The organism is Pseudozobellia thermophila, assembly GCF_900141855.1.
Taxonomy (GTDB): Bacteria; Bacteroidota; Bacteroidia; order Flavobacteriales; family Flavobacteriaceae; genus Pseudozobellia; species Pseudozobellia thermophila.
Map to the genome: position 1 here is coordinate 345,624 of NZ_FQYU01000002.1, position 22,186 is coordinate 367,809.

Here is a 22,186-nt window from a genome sequence, read left to right on the forward strand (position 1 = left end):
TCAACCAAAAAAGAGTCTTCGACCATGAAAAGAATACAACTTATTTATATTGTAGTATTTTTCCTATGTTTTGTAGGCTGTAAAGATAATGAAAAAAACGAGGTTCCGCCTACATCGGAGCCCTCGGTATCAACTTTCTATTTTATCCGCCATGCCGAGAAGGACCGTTCCAACCCCGAGGACCCCGATCCCGAACTGAACCAAAGCGGACTGGGCAGGGCCATGCATTGGGCAGAGATTCTCGATGAAGTAGAGCTCGATGCGATCTACTCGACCGACTACCAAAGGACATCGATGACAGCGGCCCCCACATCGGTAAAACGGGATATTGATGTCATATACTACGAACCCCAGACCATCGATGTGGAACAATTCAAGAAAGACAACTTGAACAAAACCGTTTTGGTGGTAGGCCATAGCAATACCACGCCCCAATTCGTCAACCATATGATCGGTGAGGACAAGTATTTCGAGATGGACGACACCGACAACGGCAGTCTCTTCATCGTTACCATTGTCAACGATATAGCCACGTCCCAACGGCTTCATTTTAATTGCAATTGCCCAAAGGAGCGGGATTGAGCGCATTTTCAAGTGTGCCCCCTCGAACTGTTGCAATAAATAGTTGAAATTTCCCCTACTTCCTTTATTTTTGTAGGATGGTTCAAAAGAACATCAACATAAAAAACAAGAGGGCCAAGTTCGAGTATGAATTTTTGGATACCTATGTGGCCGGTATTGTTTTGGCCGGTACCGAAATAAAATCGATTCGCGAAGGGAAGGCCTCGATTACACAGAGCTTTTGCGAATTCAACGACAAGGGCGAATTGTTCGTTGTCAACATGCAAGTCGACGAATATTCCCATGCATCGTACTTCAACCACAAACCGAAGGCCGAACGAAAGCTGCTGCTGAATCGCGGGGAACTCAAAAAACTTAGAAAAGAGGTAACGACCAGTGGATTGACCATAGTGCCCCTTTCCCTTTTTATCAACGACCGGGGGCTCGCAAAAGTCAAGATTGCCTTGGCCAAGGGTAAGAAACTGTACGACAAAAGGGAGACCATTAAGGATCGTGACAACAAAAGAAACCTGGCCCGGATTAAAAAAAGCTTCAACAACTAGCCCCGGGCGGTCAAATTACCCACATCAATTTTTGTTTTCCAAGAGCGGAACAAACCGAAAGGAGCCGAATTCCTTCTTCTCGAATTCCTTTTCCGATTTTCGTATATATAGGGTCATGACCTGTTCATTGACCCCAACGGGAATCACCAATCGGCCACCGACCTTCAACTGGGCCATTAGGGCTTTGGGCACCTCGGGCGCCCCTGCCGTAACGATGATGGAATCGAAGGGCGCATCGGCGGGAAGACCTTTGTAGCCGTCACCGAAAACGGTCTTTTTGGGCCGGTATCCCATTTTCCCAAAAAAGAGCTTGGTCTTTTTAAACAGCTCTTGCTGCCTTTCAATGGTATATACCTTGGCCTTTAAGTGCAACAATACCGCGGTCTGATACCCGCTTCCCGTGCCGATTTCCAACACCTTGTGTCCCGGCCGCACCTGAAGCAACTGGGTCTGGAAGGCAACCGTGTAGGGTTGCGAAATGGTCTGATCGGCCGCAATGGGAAAGGCCTTGTCTTGATAGGCATGCCCTTCAAAGCTGCTGTCCATAAACAAATGTCGCGGTATGGTCTTGATGGCGCCAAGCACCTTGGTATCGGCAATACCCTTGCCTACCAACACTTCGGCGAGCTTGTTGCGCATTCCCTTATGTTTAAAGGTATCTTTCAATGGTTTGGTTTTTGAAAGGTAAAGTTAGGTCGTAATTAATCAAATCACAAGTGCACCTCTCATATTCGAAAACGGCAAAACGGATAAGTTTTTGATTTTGACTCAAATTAGATTGAAAAGATTAAACCCAAAAATATCCTTATTTTTGAAGCAAATATAATTAGATGCTAAAAGTTGGGGTTTTAGGAGCAGGCCATTTGGGAAAAATCCATTTACGGTTGCTCCACGAATCGAAAAAATACGAGTTGATCGGTTTTTACGATGCCGATGCCATTAACGGCAAGAAGGTGGCCGATGAATTTGGCTATCGCTATTTTGACAACATTAACAAACTGATCGACGAGGTGGAGGTCGTGGATATTGTCACCCCTACCCTTTCCCACTTTGATTGTGCCAAAAAGGCCATTGAAAGGGGCAAGCACATATTTATCGAAAAGCCGATCACCCACACCATCGAGGAAGCCAACGAACTGCTTGAACTCGAAAAAAAGTATGGCGTAAAGGGTCAGGTGGGCCATGTAGAACGTTATAACCCGGCCTTCATGGCGGTTAAACGGCAAATCAAAAATCCGATGTTCATCGAGACCCATCGGTTGGCCGAGTTCAACCCCAGGGGAACGGATGTTCCCGTTGTTTTGGATTTGATGATACACGACATCGACGCCATATTGAGTGTCGTTGATTCGGAAGTGAGGCAGATCAATGCCAGCGGGGTATCGGTAATCAGTAAATCGCCCGATATCGCCAATGCCCGAATAGAATTCGCCAACGGCTGCGTAGCCAACCTTACCTCGAGTCGTATTTCGTTGAAGAACATGCGGAAATCGCGTTTTTTTCAAAAGGACGCCTATATTTCGGTAGACTTTTTGGAAAAGAAAGTGGAAGTTGTCAAAATGAAGGACGCGCCTGAGAGTCCCGGGGATTTTGACATGATATTGCAAAATGCCGAAGGTGAGAAAAAGCAGATCTATTTTGAGAATCCGGATGTGGGGCAAAACAATGCCATTTTGGACGAATTGGAGACCTTTGCCGACGCCATTACCAATGGCACCGAACCCATAGTCAGCCTCGAGCAGGGGACCAAGGCCCTTAAAGTGGCCCTGCAGATAATCGCGTCTTTCGATACCCGGACGAGCGTTGTTTGACCTGCACCTTCCATCGAGGGAGGCAATGCCTAAACCGGCCCAAATGGCCAAGGTTGGTGAACCTGTAAAACCTTATCGATCATATCCGCTGAACTTAAATACTTACATCTAAAAATGTCCGTAAAAGAGAACCTACAGGAAATACTGAAAACCCTGCCCGACCACGTAACCTTGGTCGCCGTTTCAAAGACCAAGCCGATAGAACTTCTCATGGAAGCCTACGATTCGGGCCATCGCATTTTTGGCGAGAACAAGGTACAGGAAATGGTCGATAAATGGGAACAGTTGCCAAAGGATATCGAATGGCATATGATCGGCCACCTCCAACGAAACAAGGTCAAGTACATGGCGAAGTTCGTATCGCTGGTACATGGGGTCGACAGCTTTAGGTTGCTCAAGGAAATCAACAAAAGGGCCATGGACCAAAACAGGACCATCGATTGCTTGTTACAAATGCATATCGCCGAAGAGGAGACCAAATTTGGTTTGGACGAACAAGAACTTGTGAACATTGTACAATCGCCGGAATTCAAATCCCTTGAAAACATAAACATCAGGGGACTTATGGGCATGGCCACCTTTACCGACGACGAAAAACAAATACGCAGGGAGTTCAGGCAACTCAAATCGGTTTTTGACGGACTTAAGACCGAACTTCCCGACATAGACATTCTCTCTATGGGCATGAGCGGCGATTACAGGATCGCCATTGAAGAAGGCAGCACCATGGTACGCATTGGCAGTAGTATCTTCGGAGCCAGAAATTACTAGCTTTTTGGCGATTCGTCCCTTGCCGGCAAAACCTATAATGTATCTTTACACGACTAAACCCTTTTAATGTACGCAATACTCGACATAGAGACCACAGGAGGAAAATTCAATGAGGAAGGCATTACCGAAATAGCGATTCACAAATTCGATGGTCACAAGGTTGTCGATACGTTTATCAGCTTGGTCAATCCCGAGAAAGAAATACAGCCCTTCGTAGTTAATTTAACAGGGATAAACAACAAGATGCTCCGTACGGCGCCCAAGTTCCACGAAGTAGCCAAGCGCATCGTAGAGATTACCGATTCGACGGTACTGGTGGCCCATAATGCACAGTTCGATTACAGGATTCTGCGAACCGAATTCAGGAGACTGGGATACAACTTTGAAAGAAAGACCCTTTGTACGGTCGATCTCTCGAAAAAATTGATCCCCGAAGCCGAATCGCACAGCTTGGGCAAGCTGGTACGATCCCTGGGCATTCCCGTCAGCGACCGACATCGCGCCAACGGAGACGCACTGGCCACACTTAAACTGTTCAAGATCTTGCTGTCAAAAGACTCCGACAAAACCATAATCAAGGGTATAATCAGGGAAAAGGAGCACGGCGAACTTTCCGACCGCCAACTCGACATCGTAGAATCGCTCCCATCCGAAACGGGGGTATATTATATGCACGACAAAGACGGCGATGTATTGTTTTTGGGAAAGAGCTCCAATATGAAAAAAAGGGTCAACCAGCATTTCACCAACAATGGCAGGCGATCCAGACTGCTTCAAAAAGCCACCAAGAAGGTGACGTACGAAAAAACGGGTAGTGAACTGGTCGCCCTCTTGAAAGAGAACGAAGAACTTAACCGAAACCGTCCGAAATTCAACCAAAATCCCCCCAAATCACTTTTTTCCTATACCGTAGCCCTAAACAGCAACAGCGATGGCTACCATACCCTGGTCGTTGAAAAGACCAATGAAAGAAACGGCGCCTTCGCCACATTTAACAGCTTGGCCGGTGCAAAGAATTTTATTTTCAAGCTTACCAAAGACTTCGAACTGTGCCCCAAACTAAACGGCATATCGGAAGCCCGTGAAAACTGTTCCAGTGTTGAATCGGGCGAATGCCATGGCGCCTGTATAAAAAAGGAGGCTTCCGAAACCTATAACGAAAGGGTTTTGGCGAGCGTAGAAAAGTATTCGCTCAATAATAAGAACATAGTTATTGTCGATAAGGGCCGCGAAGTAGGTGAATACAGTGCGATACTCATTAAAAATGGAAGTTTTAAGGGGCTGGGCTATTACGACCTGAACCATCAAATTAATAATATTCATATCTTAGAATCGATTATCGTTCCCATGGAGGGCAATGAAAACACCACGCACATCATTGAAACTTACCTGCGAAAAAGACGCGTAGTAAAGATTTTGGAGTTAAGAAACTAAGTCTTGAAAGAAAGAAAACCTGAAAAGGGCTGGAAAAACAAAGTCCATGAAATTATTTACGAGGCCGACACCCCTATGGGTAAGTGGTTCGATATTCTATTGTTCATTCTGATCATCATTAGCGTATTGCTCGTTATGCTCGAAAGCGTAAAGGGTATCGATGCGGAGTACCACAAAACCCTTTTCATTTTGGAGTGGGTCGTTACCATTTTTTTCACCATTGAATATATTGCCCGTATAGTTAGCATAAAGAAACCTTTGAAGTACGTTTTGAGCTTCTATGGAATCATAGACCTAATGGCCACCATACCGCTTTATCTTTCATACATATTTGCCGGGTCGCAAGCACTTTTGGCCATACGTTCCTTAAGGCTTTTGCGGATCTTCAGGATATTAAAGCTGGTGCGTTTTTTGGGCGAGGCCTCGCAATTAAAAAAGGCCCTGAAGGCCAGCAGGGCCAAGATTACCGTGTTTTTGTTCGCCGTATTGATCCTATCGGTAATCTTGGGTACGGTAATGTATCTCATAGAAGGTGACGAGGCCGGTTTTACAAGTATTCCCACAAGTATTTATTGGACCATTGTTACCCTCACCACCGTGGGCTACGGGGATATTGCCCCCATTACACCGGAGGGGCAGTTTATCGCGACCCTCATCATGCTTGTGGGCTATGGTGTCATCGCCGTTCCTACGGGTATCGTTACCGTAGAATTCGGAAGACAGGGCCAGGGGAAAAAAAGTCCGGGCGACAAGGGCTACGTGCACCTGAACACCCAAGCCTGCCCCGCTTGTGCCAAAGAAGGCCATAGGGACGACGCTATTTACTGCTACAATTGTGGAAGCAAGCTATAATGGAAAAAACCTTGATATCCGTCATAGGACCTACCGCCATTGGCAAAACAAAGCTTGCCATAGAACTGGCCCGCCACTTCGATACCGAGATCATCTCTTCCGACTCCCGACAGTTTTATAAGGAAATGGGAATAGGAACGGCCGTACCCTCCCGAGAGGAACTGGCTATGGCCAAGCACCATTTCATACAGCACAAAAGCATTCACGAAGCCTATTCCGTAGGCGATTTTGAGCGCGATGCCCTTTCCCTGCTGGACCGTCTTTTTGAAAAAAAGGACATCGTTATCATGGTAGGTGGCAGTGGATTGTACGTCGATGCCGTTACCAAGGGGCTGAACCACTTTCCAAAAATAGACAAGGATATTCGAACCGGGCTCAACAGGCAACTGCGGGAGAAGGGTATTGAAAGCCTTCAGGAAGAACTAAGGACAAAGGACCCGGTATACTACAAAAAAGTAGACCTGGCCAATCCCCACCGTCTTATCCGGGCCCTGGAGGTCTGTATCGGCACCGGCCTCCCCTATTCTTCCTTTCTCAATAAGGAAACCGACCCGCGACCGTTCAAGACCATATCGATTGGCCTGACTTCGGAGCGGGAAACCCTATACCACAGGATCAACAAGCGGGTAGATATGATGGTAGACGGGGGACTCATCGAAGAGGCAAGGGGTTTGATCCCGTACCAAAACCTCAATGCCCTTCAAACGGTCGGATACAGGGAGCTTTTCAACTATTTTAAAGGCGAATGGTCCCTTGATTTTGCCCTCTCCGAAATCAAGAAGAACACCAGGCGGTTTGCCAAAAGGCAAATAACGTGGTTCAAAAAAAACGAACAAACGCATTGGTACGGGTATAAAACACCGACGCTTCAAATTATAACCGATTTAGATCCAGTATTATGAAAAAGCCGCCTATTTTATTTGTTATGGGAGTTTCAGGTTCGGGGAAGAGTACCATCGGCAAACTCTTGGCCAAGGAATTGAAGCTCCGTTTTTTTGATGGTGATGACTTCCATCCGAAGGAAAACGTGGACAAAATGGCGCAAGGCCATCCGCTGAACGATAATGATCGCGAGGGATGGTTGAAAGAATTGAACCAATTGGCCAAAAACCATCGCGAATCAGGCGCCGTAGTGGCCTGTTCGGCCCTAAAGCACAAGTATCGAAACCTGCTCAAGGAAGGAATCGAAGGGCAACTTCAATTTGTCTTTCTCGAAGGTTCCTTCGATTTGGTCTCGGAACGCCTGCGACAGAGGAAAGGCCATTTTATGCCTCCTGAACTCTTGCGCTCCCAATTCGAGGCCTTGGAAGTACCCCGATCGGCCCTATCGGTCTCTATCGAGGACGATCCCGAGGTTATCGTGGCCCATATTGTCAAGGCCTTGAACAAGACCTAACAAAAAAGGGGAACTTCGACAGTTCCCCCTTTTTTGTATTCGTCAATAGCAGTAAATCAGCTTTCCTCTTCCTTTACCACCAAGCGGAATCCTTCCCCATGGATGTTCAAAATCTCCACGGTATCGTCGCGTTTGAGGTACTTCCGCAATTTTGCGATGTACACGTCCATACTCCTTGAGGTAAAATAATTGTCGTCTCTCCAAATCTTGGTGAGGGCCAACTCCCTAGGCATCAAATCATTTTCATGAAGGGCCAAAAGACGAAGCAATTCATTTTCCTTCGGGGAGAGTTTGATGGCCTCCTCATCTTTATATTTCAAGAACCGAAGCTTTGAATTCAAATGAAAATTACCGATTTGAAATTCAAATTTCTTGCTATCGGCCAATGTATTGGATGCCTTTCTTTGAAGAATGGCCTTGAGTTTCATCAACAATACCTCGGAGTCAAACGGTTTGTTCAGGTAATCGTCGGCCCCGGCCTTATACCCCTTCAACACATCTTCCTTCATCGTTTTGGCGGTAAGAAATACGATTGGCACATTTTCGTTCTTTTCGCGAATTTCCTTGGCCAAGGTAAACCCATCCTTATAGGGCATCATGACATCCAGGATGCAGATATCATAATTATCTTTCTTGAACTTTTCAAAGCCCTCCATTCCATTCTTGGCCAATGTCACATCAAACTCGTTCATAGAAAGATAATCCTTCAGCACAATTCCGAAATTCGGATCATCTTCAACCAATAGTATTTTCTTATTTATTGTTTCCATAATTTTAAATTAAATTAAAGGCAATTTTATATAGAACGTACTTCCCTTTCCTTTTTCACTTTCTGCATAGACCTCTCCTTGGTGGTCTTCTACAATATTTTTCACATACGCCAGTCCCAGACCGTGGCCCTTAACGTTATGCAGGTCTCCGGTGTGTTCCCTATAGAATTTTTCGAAGACCTTTTTTAAAACAGCTTTGCTCATACCAGCACCTTGGTCTTGAATTTTAAGGATGATAAAATTCTTGGCCACCTCGGTCGATATTCTTACCTGGGGCGCCTCCGGGGAATACTTGATCGCATTGTCGAGAATATTGACGACAACGTTGGTAAAATGCATTTCGTTGGCAAGGACTTCGCTCCGAGCCGCGTCCAAATGCGCCTCTATGGAGCCTCCTCGATCGGCTATGATCAACTCTACGTGGGCTATGGCATCTTGGATTATGTCGTGCAGGTCTACCCTGTCCTTACTTATATCCAATTGGTTTTTCTCGAGTTTGGATATTCGCAGCACATTTTCAACCTGGGCGTGCATACGTTTGTTCTCATCCCGGATCATTCCCAAATAACGCTGTACTTTTTCCTTATCGCCGATTATTTTCGGATTTTTGATCGCTTCTACGGCGAGGTTTATGGTTGCTATCGGCGTCTTGAACTCGTGCGTCATGTTATTGATAAAATCCGATTTGATCTCGGAAATCTGCTTTTGTCGTATCAATTGGTAAATAGCTCCTGAATAGGAAGCGACAATGACCAGAATGAACAGGAGCGACAAAAACGCCATTCCCATAATGGAACTGATCAAAAAACGTTTCTTTTTGGGAAAATTGATAAGCAGTGAAAAATTCGTCTCGCCTTCACTATCCTTAAAAATGGGGGCTTCATAGATAGTACTTTCGGCAAACTTGAATTTTCGCGACTTAACCTTGGTGGGCAAGCCCCTACTGTAAATGCCGTACTCGTACTCGATATCCATGCCCCGATTTTTGAGCTCACGATCCAAAAGAAGTTCGATTTCCTGTTTTGAAACCCTTTTGTGAATAGGTACTTTTTTAGCGTACTCCATGAACATATCGTCGAAGGCAGCCTTTTCAAGGGAGGTAAGTCCCCCGATCTTTTCGATTTTTTGAATGGGCGTCAACGATATATTCTTACCATCCAGATCAAAGTTTTCCTTAAAAACCATGCTGGTCCGCTTACTGGTATAATTTTTTATCGTGGTCGTATCACCACTATCGCTATTGTCAAAGAACGTCGATGCTATATTGTAATCTTCTTCGAGTATTCCGTGGGAATAGGTACGTATCTCGTTCGAATTCAAGTCTTTATCAATAAACAAAAAGTTGCGTATCGGAGTGGTTTTCGGTTCTACCCCTATGCTGTCGATTTGGCTCAAATACCTTTCGGAATAGTCCCGTCTCTCCCGTCTTTCGATTTTATCGGTAACCTCGTTCAAAATGTCGATTACCGCATTCGAAAACTGCTCTTCCTTATCGTCTACGGACTGTTTGATCCAAAAACTCTGAACGAAAATGATTCCGATCAACGAGAGGCTCATCAAAATCACCAAAAGAACAAACAACCTCTTATTCATTTCAATATAAAATTAAAGATTTAACAAATAGCAAAATGTACGTTTAACCAAACCTTAACAAAAATGTTAAAACCCAATATTTACGGATGTTTCAAAAGGAGTTGTTCATGTATTTGCCCTACCCTGGCCCTAGTCCGTTCCAAATCAAGGTTTTCGATTACAAAATGGGAAGTTGCCTTTTTTTCGTCATCGCCGAGTTGGTTTTCGATGCGTGCCTTTACATCGGCTTCGGAAACCCCGGCATCCCTAGACATGACCCGTCTTACCCTGACATTTTCCGGTGCGGTCACCAAGATTATCACATCGTACAGATCCTGGGCCTTGTTCTCAAAGATCAAAGCCGTCTCCTGTATCACATAGGGGGCTTTTTGCCTTTGCTTCCAGTCCAAAAAATCGGCCCTGACCGCCGGGTGTACGATGGCGTTTATTTGTGCCAACAGGCCTTCGTCGTTGAATATGCGTTCGGCGATATACGCCCTGTTCAATTGGTCGCCGGCATAGGCCCCATCGCCCAGCAATCGTACGATGGCCTCTTTTACGGCCGGGGACGACCGCATCAGGTTCTTGGCTTCCTTGTCCGAATTATACACGGGTACCCCCAGATCCTCGAACATACCTGCCACGGTGGTCTTGCCACTTCCTATACCTCCTGTCAACCCTACTACGATCATTCGCGCTTTAGTATAAATTCAACCTCCTTGTCCAAAAGGCTCGCCGCATGAATCCTATCGGGACTTTTGGCCAATTTTAAGGGCAATGTGTTCGCATCGGAACTTTCAAGATCGTTGTAATCTACGGTTACCTCGAAATCAGAGGGCCTTAATTGCTTCAACCTTTCTATCTTGGCCTTGCACAAGACCTGTACTTCTTCGGGAAAGGTCCGCACTTCGGTTCCCTTCGGGAAATTGACCTTTTTTATGCGCGTTTTGAAAACCTTTTCGGAAAAACGCGCGATTTCGCCCGTTATCGTAACCCGGTACCTGGAGTAGGTCGTATTTTCGAGTTCGGGAGATTGGATCAAATCTACCTCTTCGGAGAAACTGGAAGCCATATCCGGTAAGCTTATCCTTTCGCTACGCACCCATCGAAGGGTATCTATCTCCTCCATCGGTCCCGTAACCACAATCGAATCGGGTACCACCTTCATTTCGCCATCGAGCAGGTAATTTTTGGCCAAATTCAACTCTACTTTTGGCTTTACCGGTACTTTTTTCGATTCGACCGCCAACATTTTAAAAAAGAGGGTATCGTTATCGATATCGAGCAGCGACATGGTACCCGGTAGCTGTTGCTCAATTTGCTTCCGATAGGTCGAGGGCGCCGCAAAAAAGCCCTTGTCGTTTTTCTCTAGGGACGAAAGGTCTATAAAAACCTTCTTATGTATAAAATTAAAGCGCAAAAACTGAAAGCCGCCCGCCTGCAACTTCACGTCGACCTCCGATTTGGAAGCACTCTCGAACAAATAGCCTTCGGGCACGTTAACGTACTCCAAATCGAAGACCACATCATCTACGTACGACCTCGATAAATTATTGATAAACCAAATAAGGGCCGAGCAAAGAAAAAATATCAGGAATATTTTGACCTTGCGCTTTTTCAGCCCGCTTTTAATTTTTTGTACTATCAACATTCCCAGGTTTAAAAAATAGTTCAGGAAACAATTCCTCCGGTCTCCTCTTGCTAAAGTTAACCAAGATACTCGACTTTAAAAAACCAAGTCCATAGCCCAAAAACTGTATACTTACCGCCAAGATCGACCACAGGGCTATGGCCAAATTTCCATTTTTCACCAAGGCATCGACACCTATGAGGAGATAATACACGGCGTAGAGGTACATGGGCAATTTGATGCCGGCAACGAAGAGCGGGACGGACACTATAAACCCCAAGACGAACAAGGTAGGGAACCAATACGTTATCTTGGCCGTATGCGGGTGCCAACTATTCAGTATGGGCCTAACCTTCCCGAATTTGTTCACCTGCCTGTAGAATTTCTTCCAATCGATCCGCCTTTTGTGGTACACGAAGGCTGTTTCGATCAGCCTAGAATCGTAGCCCTTCGCCCAAATGCGGAAGGTCAGGTCGGGATCTTCGCCTGGATGGATCAGGCCAAAGCCCCCGGTACTTTCAAAAGCCTCTTTTGAGATCCCCATGTTGAAGCTACGCGGTTGAAACTTTCCGACCGCCTTTTTGTGGCCCCGGATGCCGCCAGTGGTCAAAACGGAGGTCATCGCATAATTGATCGCCTTTTGTATCAAGGTAAAGGAGGGGTGTGCCGCGTCGGGTCCGCCATAACAGTGCACAAAGTTTGACCGTAGGCTCTTGTCCACTTCCTGCAAATAACCTTCGGGAACGATACAATCGGAATCGAGGATGATAAAATAATTGCCCTTGGCCCGTTTCATACCGAAATTGCGCGAGTCGCCCGGACCCGAGTTCGGTTTTTCGTAATAGGAAAGGCGTATCGAAGTCCCGGCCCGGTCCCTAAAACCGTCCACTTTCTCCTTCGCCCCGACCGTCGAACCGTCTTCGACGATAACCACCTCAAAAGGCGACCGGTATGTTTGAACCATTAGACTGGCCAATAGTTCTTCTATTTCATCCGGTCGGTTATAGACGGGAACGATAAAGGAAAATGATAAATCCATTAAACTAAGTATGGTTCAGTATCCCATAATCCCCTTCCACGGGGAGGCATATTGAATACGGGAGGGAGCGCAAGGCCAAGGGCACCTTCGCCCTATGAAAACTGCTCGATTACTTCTTGGCTAACCCCGGTATTGGAAAAACCGCCGTCGTGAAACAGGTTCTGCATGGTCACCTTTTTGGTGAGGTCGGAGAACAGGGTCACCGTATAATCGGCACATTCAAGGGCCGTCGCATTGCCCAAGGGCGACATTTTTTCGGCATAGCTGATAAAGCCGTCGAAACCTTTCACCCCTTGTCCGGCCGTTGTCGGCGTCGGCGATTGCGATATGGTGTTTACCCTCACTTTTTTCTCCTTTCCGAAGAAGTAACCAAAACTTCTGGCCACCGATTCCAAATAAGCCTTGTTGTCGGCCATGTCGTTATAATCGGGAAAAACGCGCTGTGCCGCCATGTAGGTCAGGGCCACGATGCTTCCCCATTCGTTCATGGCATCGGCCTTATAAAGGCTTTGCAATACCTTGTGAAACGACAAAGCCGAAACGTCCCAACCCTTGGTGGTAAAATCGTATTTTTCGTCGGTATAGGCACGTCCTTTCCTAACATTGATCGACATTCCTATGGCGTGAAGGACAAAGTCGATCTTACCTCCTAGAATTTCCATGGACCGGCTGACCAAATTTGCCAAATCTTCTTCACTTGTGGCATCGGCCGGTATGATCTCGGAACCCGTTTTTTTGGCCAGTTCCTTTATTTGCCCCAAACGCATGGCGACGGGGGCATTGGTAAGCACAAATTCTCCACCTTCCTCATGCACTCTTTCGGCCGTTTTCCATGCGATGGAATTCTCGTCCAACGCTCCAAAAATAATTCCTTTCTTTCCTTTTAGTAAGTTGTATGACATGTGTAATCAGATTTGACTGGGTTAAGGGTTCAAAGATATTTAAATGTTAACAAAGGTAATTAAATCGAGGCATCAAATTTTAAAATCGGTTTCCGCACCTGCCTTCTATGTCGATTCACGGGGTTTTATCAATTCAACAACTGTCGGGCATGGGCAATGGCCGAATCCGAAATATCCTTTCCTCCCAACATTTCGGCCAGTTCGACCACCCTTTCCTCCGCATCCAATTTTTTCATCTTGGTATGGGTGACCGAGGCTTCCTCTACCTTGTACACCTTGTAGTGATGGTCTCCCTTTGAGGCCACTTGGGGCAAATGGGTAATGGAAAAGACCTGCATGGTCTTGCTCATGGCCTGCATGATTTCCCCCATTCGGTTCGAAATCTCTCCCGAAACCCCTGTATCGATCTCGTCGAACATCATGGTGGGCAAATTTTCATACTTGGCCAAGATCGACTTGATGGTCAGCATAATCCGCGACAGTTCGCCCCCGGAAGCCACTTTTTTAAGCTCGCCATAGCTTCCGCCCTTGTTCGCCGAGAAGAGAAAGGTCAACTCGTCCGTACCATTGCTCTTGAAATCATCTGCCGGACTTAGGCCTATCTTGAACGAGGCACTGGCCATACCCAAGGTCTTTAAGCTGTCCTCCAACTGCTTTTTGAGCTGGGGCACCACCTTTTGTCGCCGTTCGCTCAATTTTTTGGCCAGGTTCGACAGTTCCGATCTTTCCTTGGCGACCTCCTTTTCCTTGGCCTGGATATCGGAATCGATATTCGCTACCGCCTCCACTTTTTGGGCCAGATCCGCCTTGATCTCGAGCAATTCCGGAATCTCTTGGACACCATGTTTTTTCTGGAGGTCGTACAGCTGCTGAAGTTTGGCATTAATTTCTTCCAAGGCCCGGGGATCGGCCTCCGTCCCCTCTTGTTGCCGTTGAAATTCGCCGGAAATGTCATCGGCTTCGATGAACAGGGACTGTATGCGCCCGTTCAACTCGACGTACTGTGTACCGTAGGCCGAAAGCTTGTTCGACACCTGTTTCAGTTCGGCCAGGAGGTTGACCACGCCCACCTGCTCATCATTGAGCAATTGATATCCATTGGCCAAGAGCTCCAATATGTTTTCCACGTTGTTGAGCTGTTCGTACTGCTCTTCGAGCTCTTCGAGGATACCCGGTTTGAGCGGGGCCGCCTCGAGCTCCTGCAATAAAAAACTATTGTAATCGTGTTCCTTTATGGCGTTTTTCTGAAAATCGACCAAGGCATCCAGTTCTTTTACAACCTGCTTGAACTTGGCAAGACGGGCGCCATATTCCTCCAAAAGTACCCCGTTATCGGCCAAGGCATCGATTACCTTGAGCTGAAAGGCGCTATCGGTCAAACGCATGGTCTGATGCTGCGAATGGACATCGATCAAGCTATCGCCCAACTTGGTCAATACATCCAAGGTTACCGGGGAATCGTTAATAAAGGCCCTCGACTTGCCACTGGGCTGGATTTCGCGCCTCACGATGGTCAGATCGTCATAATCGAGGTCGTTCTTTTCAAAAAAGGGCCTTAGCTTGTACTTCCCTATTTGAAACTCGGCCTCGATAATACATTTCTTGTTTTTGTCGCGCAGCGAAGACAAATCGGCCCGCTTGCCCAATACGAGGGACAGGCCACCCAAGAGAATGGATTTTCCCGCACCTGTTTCGCCCGTAATACAGGTAAACCCATCGTAGAAGGGCACGTTCAAATTGTCTATTAGGGCGTAATTTTTTATGGAAAGGTTTGTAAGCACGTATTATCGATTCTTTGCGTTCGGCAAAGATAATCCATAAATGCATACTGAAGGAATTAGTATTCAATATCGTTCCAGGTACTCGAATACAAAGGAGCTACGCGGTTAAGGGTTTCTTTAAGCTTTACGATATCCACCTTGGGGCCATCGGAAAAAATGTTTCGTATTTCCTCGGATTTGGCATCAAAGAAGGTTTGGATCAAAAAGGCATTCGGACGCCTCTTGATCATGGTTTCAAACAGTCTCATGGTTCCGGCGATCACCTGTTTGCCCGTACTATTATTGTCTCCCAGTATATCCAATCCCTTTCTGTGGTAGTTGTACATGGCGATACGGTATTCGCGATAGGTATTTGACAACAGGTTGTCGACCAGCTCGAAACGGCTTCTGTCGTTACTTTGGTCCCAACCCGAGTAACTGGTGCCTTGGGCCTGGGTGGTAATGGCCTGTGCCTTTCTGAAATATTCGGTACCCCCTTCCAAGGAAAAAGTATCGGCATCAAGTCCCAATATCACGTACACGTAGTATGCAACAACACCTACCAAATTGGAATCGAACACATTTTCATTGAAAATCAAGGGTTGAAATTCGATATATTCAAAATTGAACTGGGCGTCCTTATAATTGAATACCGGGGTTTCGTAAGAGGTGTTGAAGACCGGCCGCGAAGACTGGATCTGAATGTTCCCTTCAAAGCGGTTCGACTCGTAGTTGGTTATGGTAATGAACATCTGGGCGTTGATCCTTTCGTTCTCCTTGTAAATGCGGTTGGTCCACTTGGTCTTGTTCACAAAATCGTTGAGGGAGCGCTCCAGGGTCTTAAAGATCTGTTGATTGGTCTGCGATACCTGATCGGCATTTACCGTTACTGTACAATTGAGTTCCTGTGCCCGGACAAAGCATCCAAAAAAGGTAAAAACTATAAGTAGAACTACACTACGCATGATATCGTTTCAAGATTTCGGCAAAAATATCCTCGGCTACCGCCGCCTTGCTCTTAAGTTCAAACGGATTAATGGCGTAATTCTTATCTATGAAGGTAATTTTATTGGTAGCGTGGCCAAATCCCGCCCCCTTATCGTTCAAGGAGTTGAGCACGATGGCATCGAGGTTTTTCCTTTCCAGCTTGGCCTTGGCGTTTTCGATCTCGTTCTCGGTCTCGAGGGCAAAACCGACCAAATACTGCTTTTTTTTCCGTTCGCCCAGAGACAACAAAATATCTTTTGTCTTGACGAGTTCCAAGGTCAATTCGGCCGTTTTTTTCTTTATTTTTTGGTCCGCTATCCGCTTGGGCCGGTAATCGGCCACGGCAGCGGCACAAATCACGACGTCCATATCCTTATAATACGAATGTACGGCATCGTACATTTCTTCGGAAGATACCACCTTTACCACCTGTACCGAATCGTGCTTCAGACTTAAATGGGTAGGACCGGAGACCAAGACAACCCTCGCCCCCAGACCCGCCGCGACCTTGGCAAGCTCGTAACCCATACGGCCCGAGGCATGGTTGCCCACAAACCTGACGGGGTCTATGGCCTCATAGGTAGGACCTGCCGTAATCAAGACGTTTTTACCGCTAAGGGGCAAGCCTTGGGCAAGGTGTTTTTTTATAAAATCGACGATAGCCTCAGGTTCGGCCATTCGGCCCTCTCCGTATAGTCCACTGGCCAGTTCGCCCGAAGTGGCCGGAATCATAACATTGCCATAGGCCTGTAATTTTTCAAAGGACGATTTGGAGGAAGGATGCCGGTACATATCGAGGTCCATGGCCGGGGCAAAGAAGACAGGGCATTTGGCCGACAAATAGGCCGCCAGTAAAAGGTTGTCGCAAGTGCCATTCGCCATTTTCGACAAGGTATTCGCCGTAGCGGGGGCAATAAGCATGATGTCGGCCCACAGGCCCAACTCCACGTGGTTGTTCCAATCGACTTCCCCACCTTCTTCATTGACGAAGGAGGAAAGAACGGGATTCTTGGAGAGGGTGGCAAGGGTAAGGGGAGAAACAAAAGAGCCGGCACTTTCCGTTAAAATCACTTTAACATTGGCGCCAGCCTTTATCAATAAACGAACGAGAAAGGTAGTTTTGTAAGCGGCAATCCCCCCGGTAATGCCTAAAAGGATGTTTTTACCGCCCAACATAGCATCTTACTTCTCTTTCTCCGTATTTCTGTAGTAAATTTTGTCGTTCAACCACTCCTCTACGGCAAGGGCATGCGGTTTAGGCAGTTTTTCATAGAATTTTGAAACCTCGATCTGCTCCTTGTTCTCAAAAACCTCCTCAAGACTATCGCTGTACGTAGCGAATTCTTCCAATTTTTCCAACAACTCCTTCTTGATCTCCGAATTGATTTGAATCGCACGTTTGGCGGCTATGGAGATCGCTTCATAAATATTGCCCGTTTTGGCATCAAACTCGTTTCTGTTGATGGTTACGGTAGAAACGGGCGCTTTGGAATTTTTCAAGTCGTTCATATTCATAGTTACAGTGATTTATTTAGCCTCTCCCTGTGGCGAGAAGCCCTCTAATTCTTCATTAACTTTTTCTAATAATTTATCGGCCTCCTCCATAAATTTGGTTTCGGGAAACTGCTTCTTCAATGCCGCATAATGCTCCTTTGCCACCGCCAACCTCGGCTTTTGCAAAACCTCAAAGCTGTTAAGGGCATAGTGCGAAGCCGACTCAAACCGATAGAACATGGCCTCTTCCCTATAGATAGAGCCCGGGAAATCGGAAATAAAATTATCGAACGCGGCTACGGCCGGGGTCAGGAACGTAAAGTCAAATTTCCCCAACTTATTGAATTGTTTGGCGATTTCAAAAGCCTTTTTTTCCTTTTTTCGGGTGAGTTCCTTGGCCATGGCATTGGCCTCGTCAAAATATTCGGAATCGGGATAGGCATTGATAAAGTTCTGTAATTTGATCAAGGCCTTATCGGTATCGGTCTGGTCGAGCGAGTAGTTGGGCGACAGCTCAAAATAGCTTTTGGCCCCAAAGAAGGAGGCTTCGACCACCTTTTCACTCTTGGGGTACGACTTTACAAAGCGCTCGAACTGGTAACCCGCCATATTAAAGTCCTTTCTCTTAAAATAGGTATCTGCCAGAAAGAACATGACCCTTTCCCCCTGGGGTTTACCGATATACTTGGGCGCAATTTGCTCAAAGAGGCGGTTGGCCCTTTTCATATCACCTTCCTCATAGAACTTCTGGGCCATGTCATATTTGGCCTTAACATCCTCGTTCTTAAGTACTTTTTGGTATTCGCTGCACGATTGTGACAAAACGGCGAATACTAAAATAGGGGCTAACAGTCTCATTCTAAAAAACATTTTGCAAAATTACGGATTCCCTTCGGATATAAAAAACAAAAAATAAAACTCCTAATTTAGTTCAATAGGAACTTTGCACCAATGCTTTTGTGGAAGATTTAACACCGGGGAACCGAAATTACCGGAATTGGCATGTCGCCCAAGGGCCTAGGAAGACCAAAGGAAAGCCCCGTATCAACTTGTAGCCACCTTGACGAAAGGTTTTACAAAGGCTTCGATCTTGCCCTTAAGTGCCGCGGAAGCCTCGACCAAGGGCAAGCGTACCGTGGCCCTGGCCAATCCCAAGATCTCAAAGATGGCTTTGATTCCCGCCGGGTTTCCTTCCTCAAAGATCAACTGCATGCCTTCCTGCATGGCATAGTGGTACTTGTAGGCCTCTTCCACCTGTTGGTTGAGACCGGCACGGATCATTTGCGAAAATTCGGAAGGCAATCCCTGCCCCAGTACCGAAATGACACCTGCCCCCCCGGCCAATACGGTTGGCAAGGCCGTGGCGTCATCGCCCGAAATGACCTGAAAATCGCCAGGACAGGTCTTGATCAATTCCTGTACTTGCACCATATTGCCGGAAGCCTCCTTAATGGCAACGATATTGCGCGACTCGCGGGCCAGCCGTACCACGGTGGCGGGCAATACATTGCTTCCCGTCCTGCCCGGTACATTATAGAGTATGATCGGTTTTGGGGAGGCTTCGGCGATTGCCTTGAAATGTTGGAAAATCCCTTCCTGGGTCGGTTTATTGTAGTAGGGCGAAACGGAAAGCACCGCCTCGAAATGGGTAAGGTCGAGCTTTTTGAGTTCCTCGATAACGGCATGGGTATTGTTGCCCCCCACCCCAACGACCAAGGGCAATCGCCCCGCATTGGCCAGGGTAACCGTATCCATAACCAATTGCTTTTCTTCCTTAGTCAAGGTAACCGATTCCCCGGTGGTCCCCAACACCACCAAATAGTCCACACCTCCGTCGATACAGTAATCGACCACTTTGCGCAGTGCATCGACATCTATGGTCAAATCTTCCTTAAAGGGCGTTATCAACGCAACCCCCGTCCCGATTAGCTCTTTCATCATTCTAGTTCATTTAATACTCCAAGGTATTTCTTTAATTCCTTTTTAAACGTCTTAAAGTCGTTTAGGGGCGCATCGAGTATCAAATCGTTGTAAACCTTGTCCACATCCTTGAACCCTGCCCTAAAACGCGCCTTTGTCTTAATGCTCATGAGCTGTACCAAAAGGTTCTCTTTGGTATAGTAATTGACCAAAAGGTCGTATTCGCGGCTTAAGAATTCCAAAGCATAACTGTTCTCTATGTTGCCGTTCCACCCCAGGTCCTTATCCGAAAAAACGGGGGTCGAATAGGGCGAATTTTTGTCGTAAAAGCTTTTATAACCGATAATTTTAACGGCGTTTGGCCTTAAATTGTAGTCTTCCACAAACTCGTAGAAAACATTGGCATCATCAAAACTGTCCAAATCAACGATACACCCTACCGATGTAATACCTCTGCTTCGGTCAACCGTCGGTAGCTCTTTCGCCAATTCCTGCTTCAAAAATTTTACGCCCGAATTGTACTTAAGCTTATCTTTTATTCCCTTAAACATGTACTTTTACATTTTAGAACACAACGACTATTACTAGGCGCGAAGTGTCTTACAAATGTAAAGAATCTCATTGCATATTATTGCGCTAAGATAAAATGAAATATGATTTTAAAAATAAAACATTTTGTTGCATTTATAACAATTATAGGTGCGTGTTCATGCCGGGACAGCACCATAGGACTCTCAAAAATAGAGGGACGGCAGCTTAGCATCGATGCGGATATTGCGGATTCGAAGGAGATAGATTCCTTTGTCGCCCCTTACCGCGATCGGGTTGACGAAGTATTGGACAGTACCTTGGCCTATGCCCCAAACCCTATATCAAAGACGGATGGAACCTACAACACCACGGCCGGCAACCTAATGGCCGACATTGTCCTTTCTGAGGCCAACCCCATTTATAAGGCCCGTACCGGCCATGAAATCGACTTCGTCCTGCTCAATCACGGCGGAATACGGTCCGGTATCTCAAAAGGAAGCATTACATCAAGAACGGCCTACGAGGTCATGCCTTTTGAAAATTCGATCGTCGTGGCCGAACTGGGCGGAAAATCCGTTCTTAAATTGGTCGATTATTTGCGCGATTCGGGAAGGGCCCACCCTATTTCCGGACTTCAAATTGTTTTGGACCGGGACCATCAGGTCAAGACCGTTAAAATACAGGGGCAAGATTTCGACGAGGACAAAACCTATAGGGTGGCGACCTCGAACTACCTCCTTTCGGGGGGCGACAGCATGTTCTTTTTTAAGGACGCGACAGAGGTTGTCGATACCGACTACCTTATCCGGAATGCCATGATCGATTATTTCAAAAAAGTTGATACGGTGGCCCCCACGGTCGACGACAGATTTATAAAATTGACGGAACAGTAGCCATGAAACGAAGACAATTTATACACGAAGCGGGTGCCGCTGCCACCTTATTGGGCCTTGGTGGCCTTTCACTGGGTTCTTGCTCCAGTGCGATGAAGAAACACATCACCATACTACACACCAACGATGTCCACAGCCACATCGATACTTTTCCCGCGTCGCATTCGCGATATGCCAACCTCGGAGGGGTAGCCCGGCGGGCCTCTTTGGTAGCGTCGATCCGAAAAGAAAATCCGAATACCCTTTTGCTCGACGCGGGCGATATTTTTCAGGGAACCCCATATTTTAATTTTTACGGGGGCGAGTTGGAGTTCAAATTGATGAGCATGCTCAAGTACGATGCGGCCACCATAGGCAACCACGATTTCGACAATGGTATCGACGGTCTTTTGGCCCAAATGCCCCATGCCAATTTTCAATTGCTTTCCGCCAACTACGATTTTAAGAATACGATTATGGACGGCCATGTGCAGGCCTATAAGATTTTTGAGGTAGACGACATCAAGATCGGAGTCTATGGCCTCGGCATCGAATTGGAGGGGCTGGTGACGAAAAAGCTATATATGGAAACCGAATACTTGGACCCCTTCGAGGTCGCCCAAGACACGGAAACCAATTTAAAGGAGTACCACAATTGCGATTTGATCATATGTTTATCACACTTGGGCTATGATTACCAAAACAAGAAGAAACCGAGTGACCTGAACCTGGCCCAACACACCCGGCACACCGATTTGATCATTGGCGGCCATACACACACGTTTCTCGATAAGCCCACCGTGGTTCCCAACAAGGACGGGCGTAACATTCTGGTCAACCAAGTAGGCTGTTTCGGTATTAACCTGGGCCGTATCGATTTTTACTTCGACGGGGCGAAGAACCAGCTTTCAAAGGGCGTCTCGATTACCGTTTAAGGGCAGAAACGGATCACAGGGAGAGCACGAATACGGTGATTTCCCGGCGTTCCTCCTCCAAAGTGGCATTGCAGTAGGGGCGCCCGGCCTTTCGATACCAATATCCCGCATTGAAGCGATCGCCCTCTTCCCTGTGCAGATGGGCATGGATCCAGCTACCCACATCGGTATATATTTCCTGGGCTATGTCGTGGGCCGCTTCCCAATTACCATTGGCCGCATACCACATGGCCTTTAAGGCTTCGGGCCAATCGGAAGACGGTTTCCCCTGCCCCAATGTCGATTGAAATTCCTGATAGTTGCCTGGCGTGCTCATTTAAGTCTTCTTTGCTTTGCAATTCGATTCTAAAATTACCTATTTTCACTTAGAATTAAACCGCCGTTGA

Annotated in this window: 25 protein-coding genes; 10 read left to right on the forward strand and 15 right to left on the reverse strand. The window is 46.7% G+C overall.

Annotated elements, in window-relative coordinates; translation table 11 throughout:
• Positions 1-24 precede the first annotated feature (24 nt).
• The gene (locus BUB37_RS06885) at positions 25-582 is read left to right on the forward strand and encodes a SixA phosphatase family protein (RefSeq protein ID WP_072990799.1); all 558 of its coding nucleotides are present in this window, start codon (positions 25-27) and stop codon (positions 580-582) included.
• A gap of 77 nt (positions 583-659) precedes the next feature.
• Positions 660-1,124, forward strand: coding sequence for an SsrA-binding protein SmpB (gene smpB / locus BUB37_RS06890; protein ID WP_072990801.1), 465 nt, complete (start codon positions 660-662; stop codon positions 1,122-1,124).
• Between the two features lie 24 nt (positions 1,125-1,148).
• Here the strand turns inward: smpB and BUB37_RS06895 are convergent, their stop codons facing one another.
• A complete protein-coding gene (locus tag BUB37_RS06895; RefSeq protein WP_072990803.1) occupies positions 1,149-1,790 on the reverse strand; it encodes a protein-L-isoaspartate(D-aspartate) O-methyltransferase in 642 nt (213 codons plus the stop codon).
• A gap of 164 nt (positions 1,791-1,954) precedes the next feature.
• On the opposite strand from BUB37_RS06895, the gene BUB37_RS06900 reads away from it, so the two are divergent.
• The 6 genes from BUB37_RS06900 (at position 1,955) to BUB37_RS06925 (ending at position 7,388) form a co-directional block, all read left to right on the forward strand.
• The gene (locus tag BUB37_RS06900) at positions 1,955-2,935 is read left to right on the forward strand and encodes a Gfo/Idh/MocA family protein (RefSeq protein WP_072990805.1); all 981 of its coding nucleotides are present in this window, start codon (positions 1,955-1,957) and stop codon (positions 2,933-2,935) included.
• 114 nt (positions 2,936-3,049) lie between these two features.
• Positions 3,050-3,706: a YggS family pyridoxal phosphate-dependent enzyme gene (locus BUB37_RS06905; RefSeq protein ID WP_072990807.1), complete on the forward strand. Its 657-nt coding sequence runs from the start codon at positions 3,050-3,052 to the stop codon at positions 3,704-3,706.
• 66 nt (positions 3,707-3,772) lie between these two features.
• On the forward strand, positions 3,773-5,140 hold the full coding sequence (locus tag BUB37_RS06910) for an exonuclease domain-containing protein (protein WP_072990810.1): 1,368 nt from the start codon (positions 3,773-3,775) through the stop codon (positions 5,138-5,140).
• A 3-nt stretch (positions 5,141-5,143) separates the two neighbouring features.
• Entirely contained in the window at positions 5,144-5,992 is an 849-nt protein-coding gene (locus BUB37_RS06915) for an ion transporter (RefSeq protein ID WP_072990813.1), read from the forward strand.
• Positions 5,992-6,894: a tRNA (adenosine(37)-N6)-dimethylallyltransferase MiaA gene (gene miaA / locus BUB37_RS06920; protein WP_072990816.1), complete on the forward strand. Its 903-nt coding sequence runs from the start codon at positions 5,992-5,994 to the stop codon at positions 6,892-6,894. Before BUB37_RS06915 ends, miaA begins: the two co-directional genes overlap by 1 nt.
• Positions 6,891-7,388, forward strand: coding sequence for a gluconokinase (locus BUB37_RS06925; RefSeq protein ID WP_072990819.1), 498 nt, complete (start codon positions 6,891-6,893; stop codon positions 7,386-7,388). The genes miaA and BUB37_RS06925 overlap by 4 nt, the downstream gene beginning before the upstream one ends.
• A 56-nt stretch (positions 7,389-7,444) precedes the next feature.
• On the opposite strand, the gene BUB37_RS06930 is transcribed toward BUB37_RS06925, so the two are convergent.
• The 13 genes from BUB37_RS06930 to BUB37_RS06990 form a co-directional block, all read right to left on the reverse strand.
• Positions 7,445-8,158, reverse strand: coding sequence for a response regulator transcription factor (locus BUB37_RS06930; protein ID WP_072990822.1), 714 nt, complete (start codon positions 8,156-8,158; stop codon positions 7,445-7,447).
• 9 nt (positions 8,159-8,167) lie between these two features.
• Positions 8,168-9,751, reverse strand: coding sequence for a sensor histidine kinase (locus tag BUB37_RS06935; protein WP_072990826.1), 1,584 nt, complete (start codon positions 9,749-9,751; stop codon positions 8,168-8,170).
• 80 nt (positions 9,752-9,831) lie between these two features.
• Entirely contained in the window at positions 9,832-10,422 is a 591-nt protein-coding gene (gene coaE / locus BUB37_RS06940) for a dephospho-CoA kinase (protein WP_072990829.1), read from the reverse strand.
• A complete protein-coding gene (locus BUB37_RS06945) occupies positions 10,419-11,381 on the reverse strand; it encodes a CdaR family protein (protein ID WP_072990848.1) in 963 nt (320 codons plus the stop codon). The genes coaE and BUB37_RS06945 overlap by 4 nt, the downstream gene beginning before the upstream one ends.
• A complete protein-coding gene (locus BUB37_RS06950; protein ID WP_072990851.1) occupies positions 11,359-12,399 on the reverse strand; it encodes a glycosyltransferase family 2 protein in 1,041 nt (346 codons plus the stop codon). The genes BUB37_RS06945 and BUB37_RS06950 overlap by 23 nt, the downstream gene beginning before the upstream one ends.
• A gap of 92 nt (positions 12,400-12,491) precedes the next feature.
• Positions 12,492-13,301, reverse strand: coding sequence for an enoyl-ACP reductase FabI (locus BUB37_RS06955; RefSeq protein ID WP_072990854.1), 810 nt, complete (start codon positions 13,299-13,301; stop codon positions 12,492-12,494).
• Positions 13,302-13,429: 128 nt separating this feature from the next.
• Complete coding sequence (recN, locus tag BUB37_RS06960; protein WP_072990857.1) at positions 13,430-15,082, reverse strand: DNA repair protein RecN; 1,653 nt, start codon at positions 15,080-15,082, stop codon at positions 13,430-13,432.
• A gap of 56 nt (positions 15,083-15,138) precedes the next feature.
• Positions 15,139-16,026, reverse strand: coding sequence for a type IX secretion system protein PorD (porD, locus tag BUB37_RS06965; protein ID WP_072990860.1), 888 nt, complete (start codon positions 16,024-16,026; stop codon positions 15,139-15,141).
• Complete coding sequence (gene coaBC, locus BUB37_RS06970) at positions 16,019-17,224, reverse strand: bifunctional phosphopantothenoylcysteine decarboxylase/phosphopantothenate--cysteine ligase CoaBC (protein ID WP_072990862.1); 1,206 nt, start codon at positions 17,222-17,224, stop codon at positions 16,019-16,021. Before coaBC ends, porD begins: the two co-directional genes overlap by 8 nt.
• A gap of 6 nt (positions 17,225-17,230) precedes the next feature.
• Positions 17,231-17,563 carry a DNA-directed RNA polymerase subunit omega gene (locus BUB37_RS06975; RefSeq protein WP_244526751.1) on the reverse strand — a complete coding sequence of 111 codons (333 nt, stop codon included), beginning with the start codon at positions 17,561-17,563 and terminating at the stop codon, positions 17,231-17,233.
• 12 nt (positions 17,564-17,575) lie between these two features.
• On the reverse strand, positions 17,576-18,412 hold the full coding sequence (locus BUB37_RS06980) for an outer membrane protein assembly factor BamD (protein ID WP_072990868.1): 837 nt from the start codon (positions 18,410-18,412) through the stop codon (positions 17,576-17,578).
• Between the two features lie 174 nt (positions 18,413-18,586).
• Positions 18,587-19,480 carry a 4-hydroxy-tetrahydrodipicolinate synthase gene (dapA, locus tag BUB37_RS06985; protein ID WP_072990872.1) on the reverse strand — a complete coding sequence of 298 codons (894 nt, stop codon included), beginning with the start codon at positions 19,478-19,480 and terminating at the stop codon, positions 18,587-18,589.
• Positions 19,480-20,013 carry a DUF6913 domain-containing protein gene (locus BUB37_RS06990; RefSeq protein WP_072990875.1) on the reverse strand — a complete coding sequence of 178 codons (534 nt, stop codon included), beginning with the start codon at positions 20,011-20,013 and terminating at the stop codon, positions 19,480-19,482. Before BUB37_RS06990 ends, dapA begins: the two co-directional genes overlap by 1 nt.
• A 102-nt stretch (positions 20,014-20,115) precedes the next feature.
• Between BUB37_RS06990 and BUB37_RS06995 the strand changes: the two genes are divergently transcribed.
• The gene (locus BUB37_RS06995) at positions 20,116-20,886 is read left to right on the forward strand and encodes a 5'-nucleotidase C-terminal domain-containing protein (protein WP_072990878.1); all 771 of its coding nucleotides are present in this window, start codon (positions 20,116-20,118) and stop codon (positions 20,884-20,886) included.
• 2 nt (positions 20,887-20,888) lie between these two features.
• Entirely contained in the window at positions 20,889-21,800 is a 912-nt protein-coding gene (locus BUB37_RS07000) for a bifunctional metallophosphatase/5'-nucleotidase (protein WP_072990880.1), read from the forward strand.
• Positions 21,801-21,813: 13 nt separating this feature from the next.
• Here the strand turns inward: BUB37_RS07000 and BUB37_RS07005 are convergent, their stop codons facing one another.
• Positions 21,814-22,116, reverse strand: coding sequence for a hypothetical protein (locus BUB37_RS07005; protein ID WP_072990882.1), 303 nt, complete (start codon positions 22,114-22,116; stop codon positions 21,814-21,816).
• Positions 22,117-22,186 lie beyond the last annotated feature (70 nt).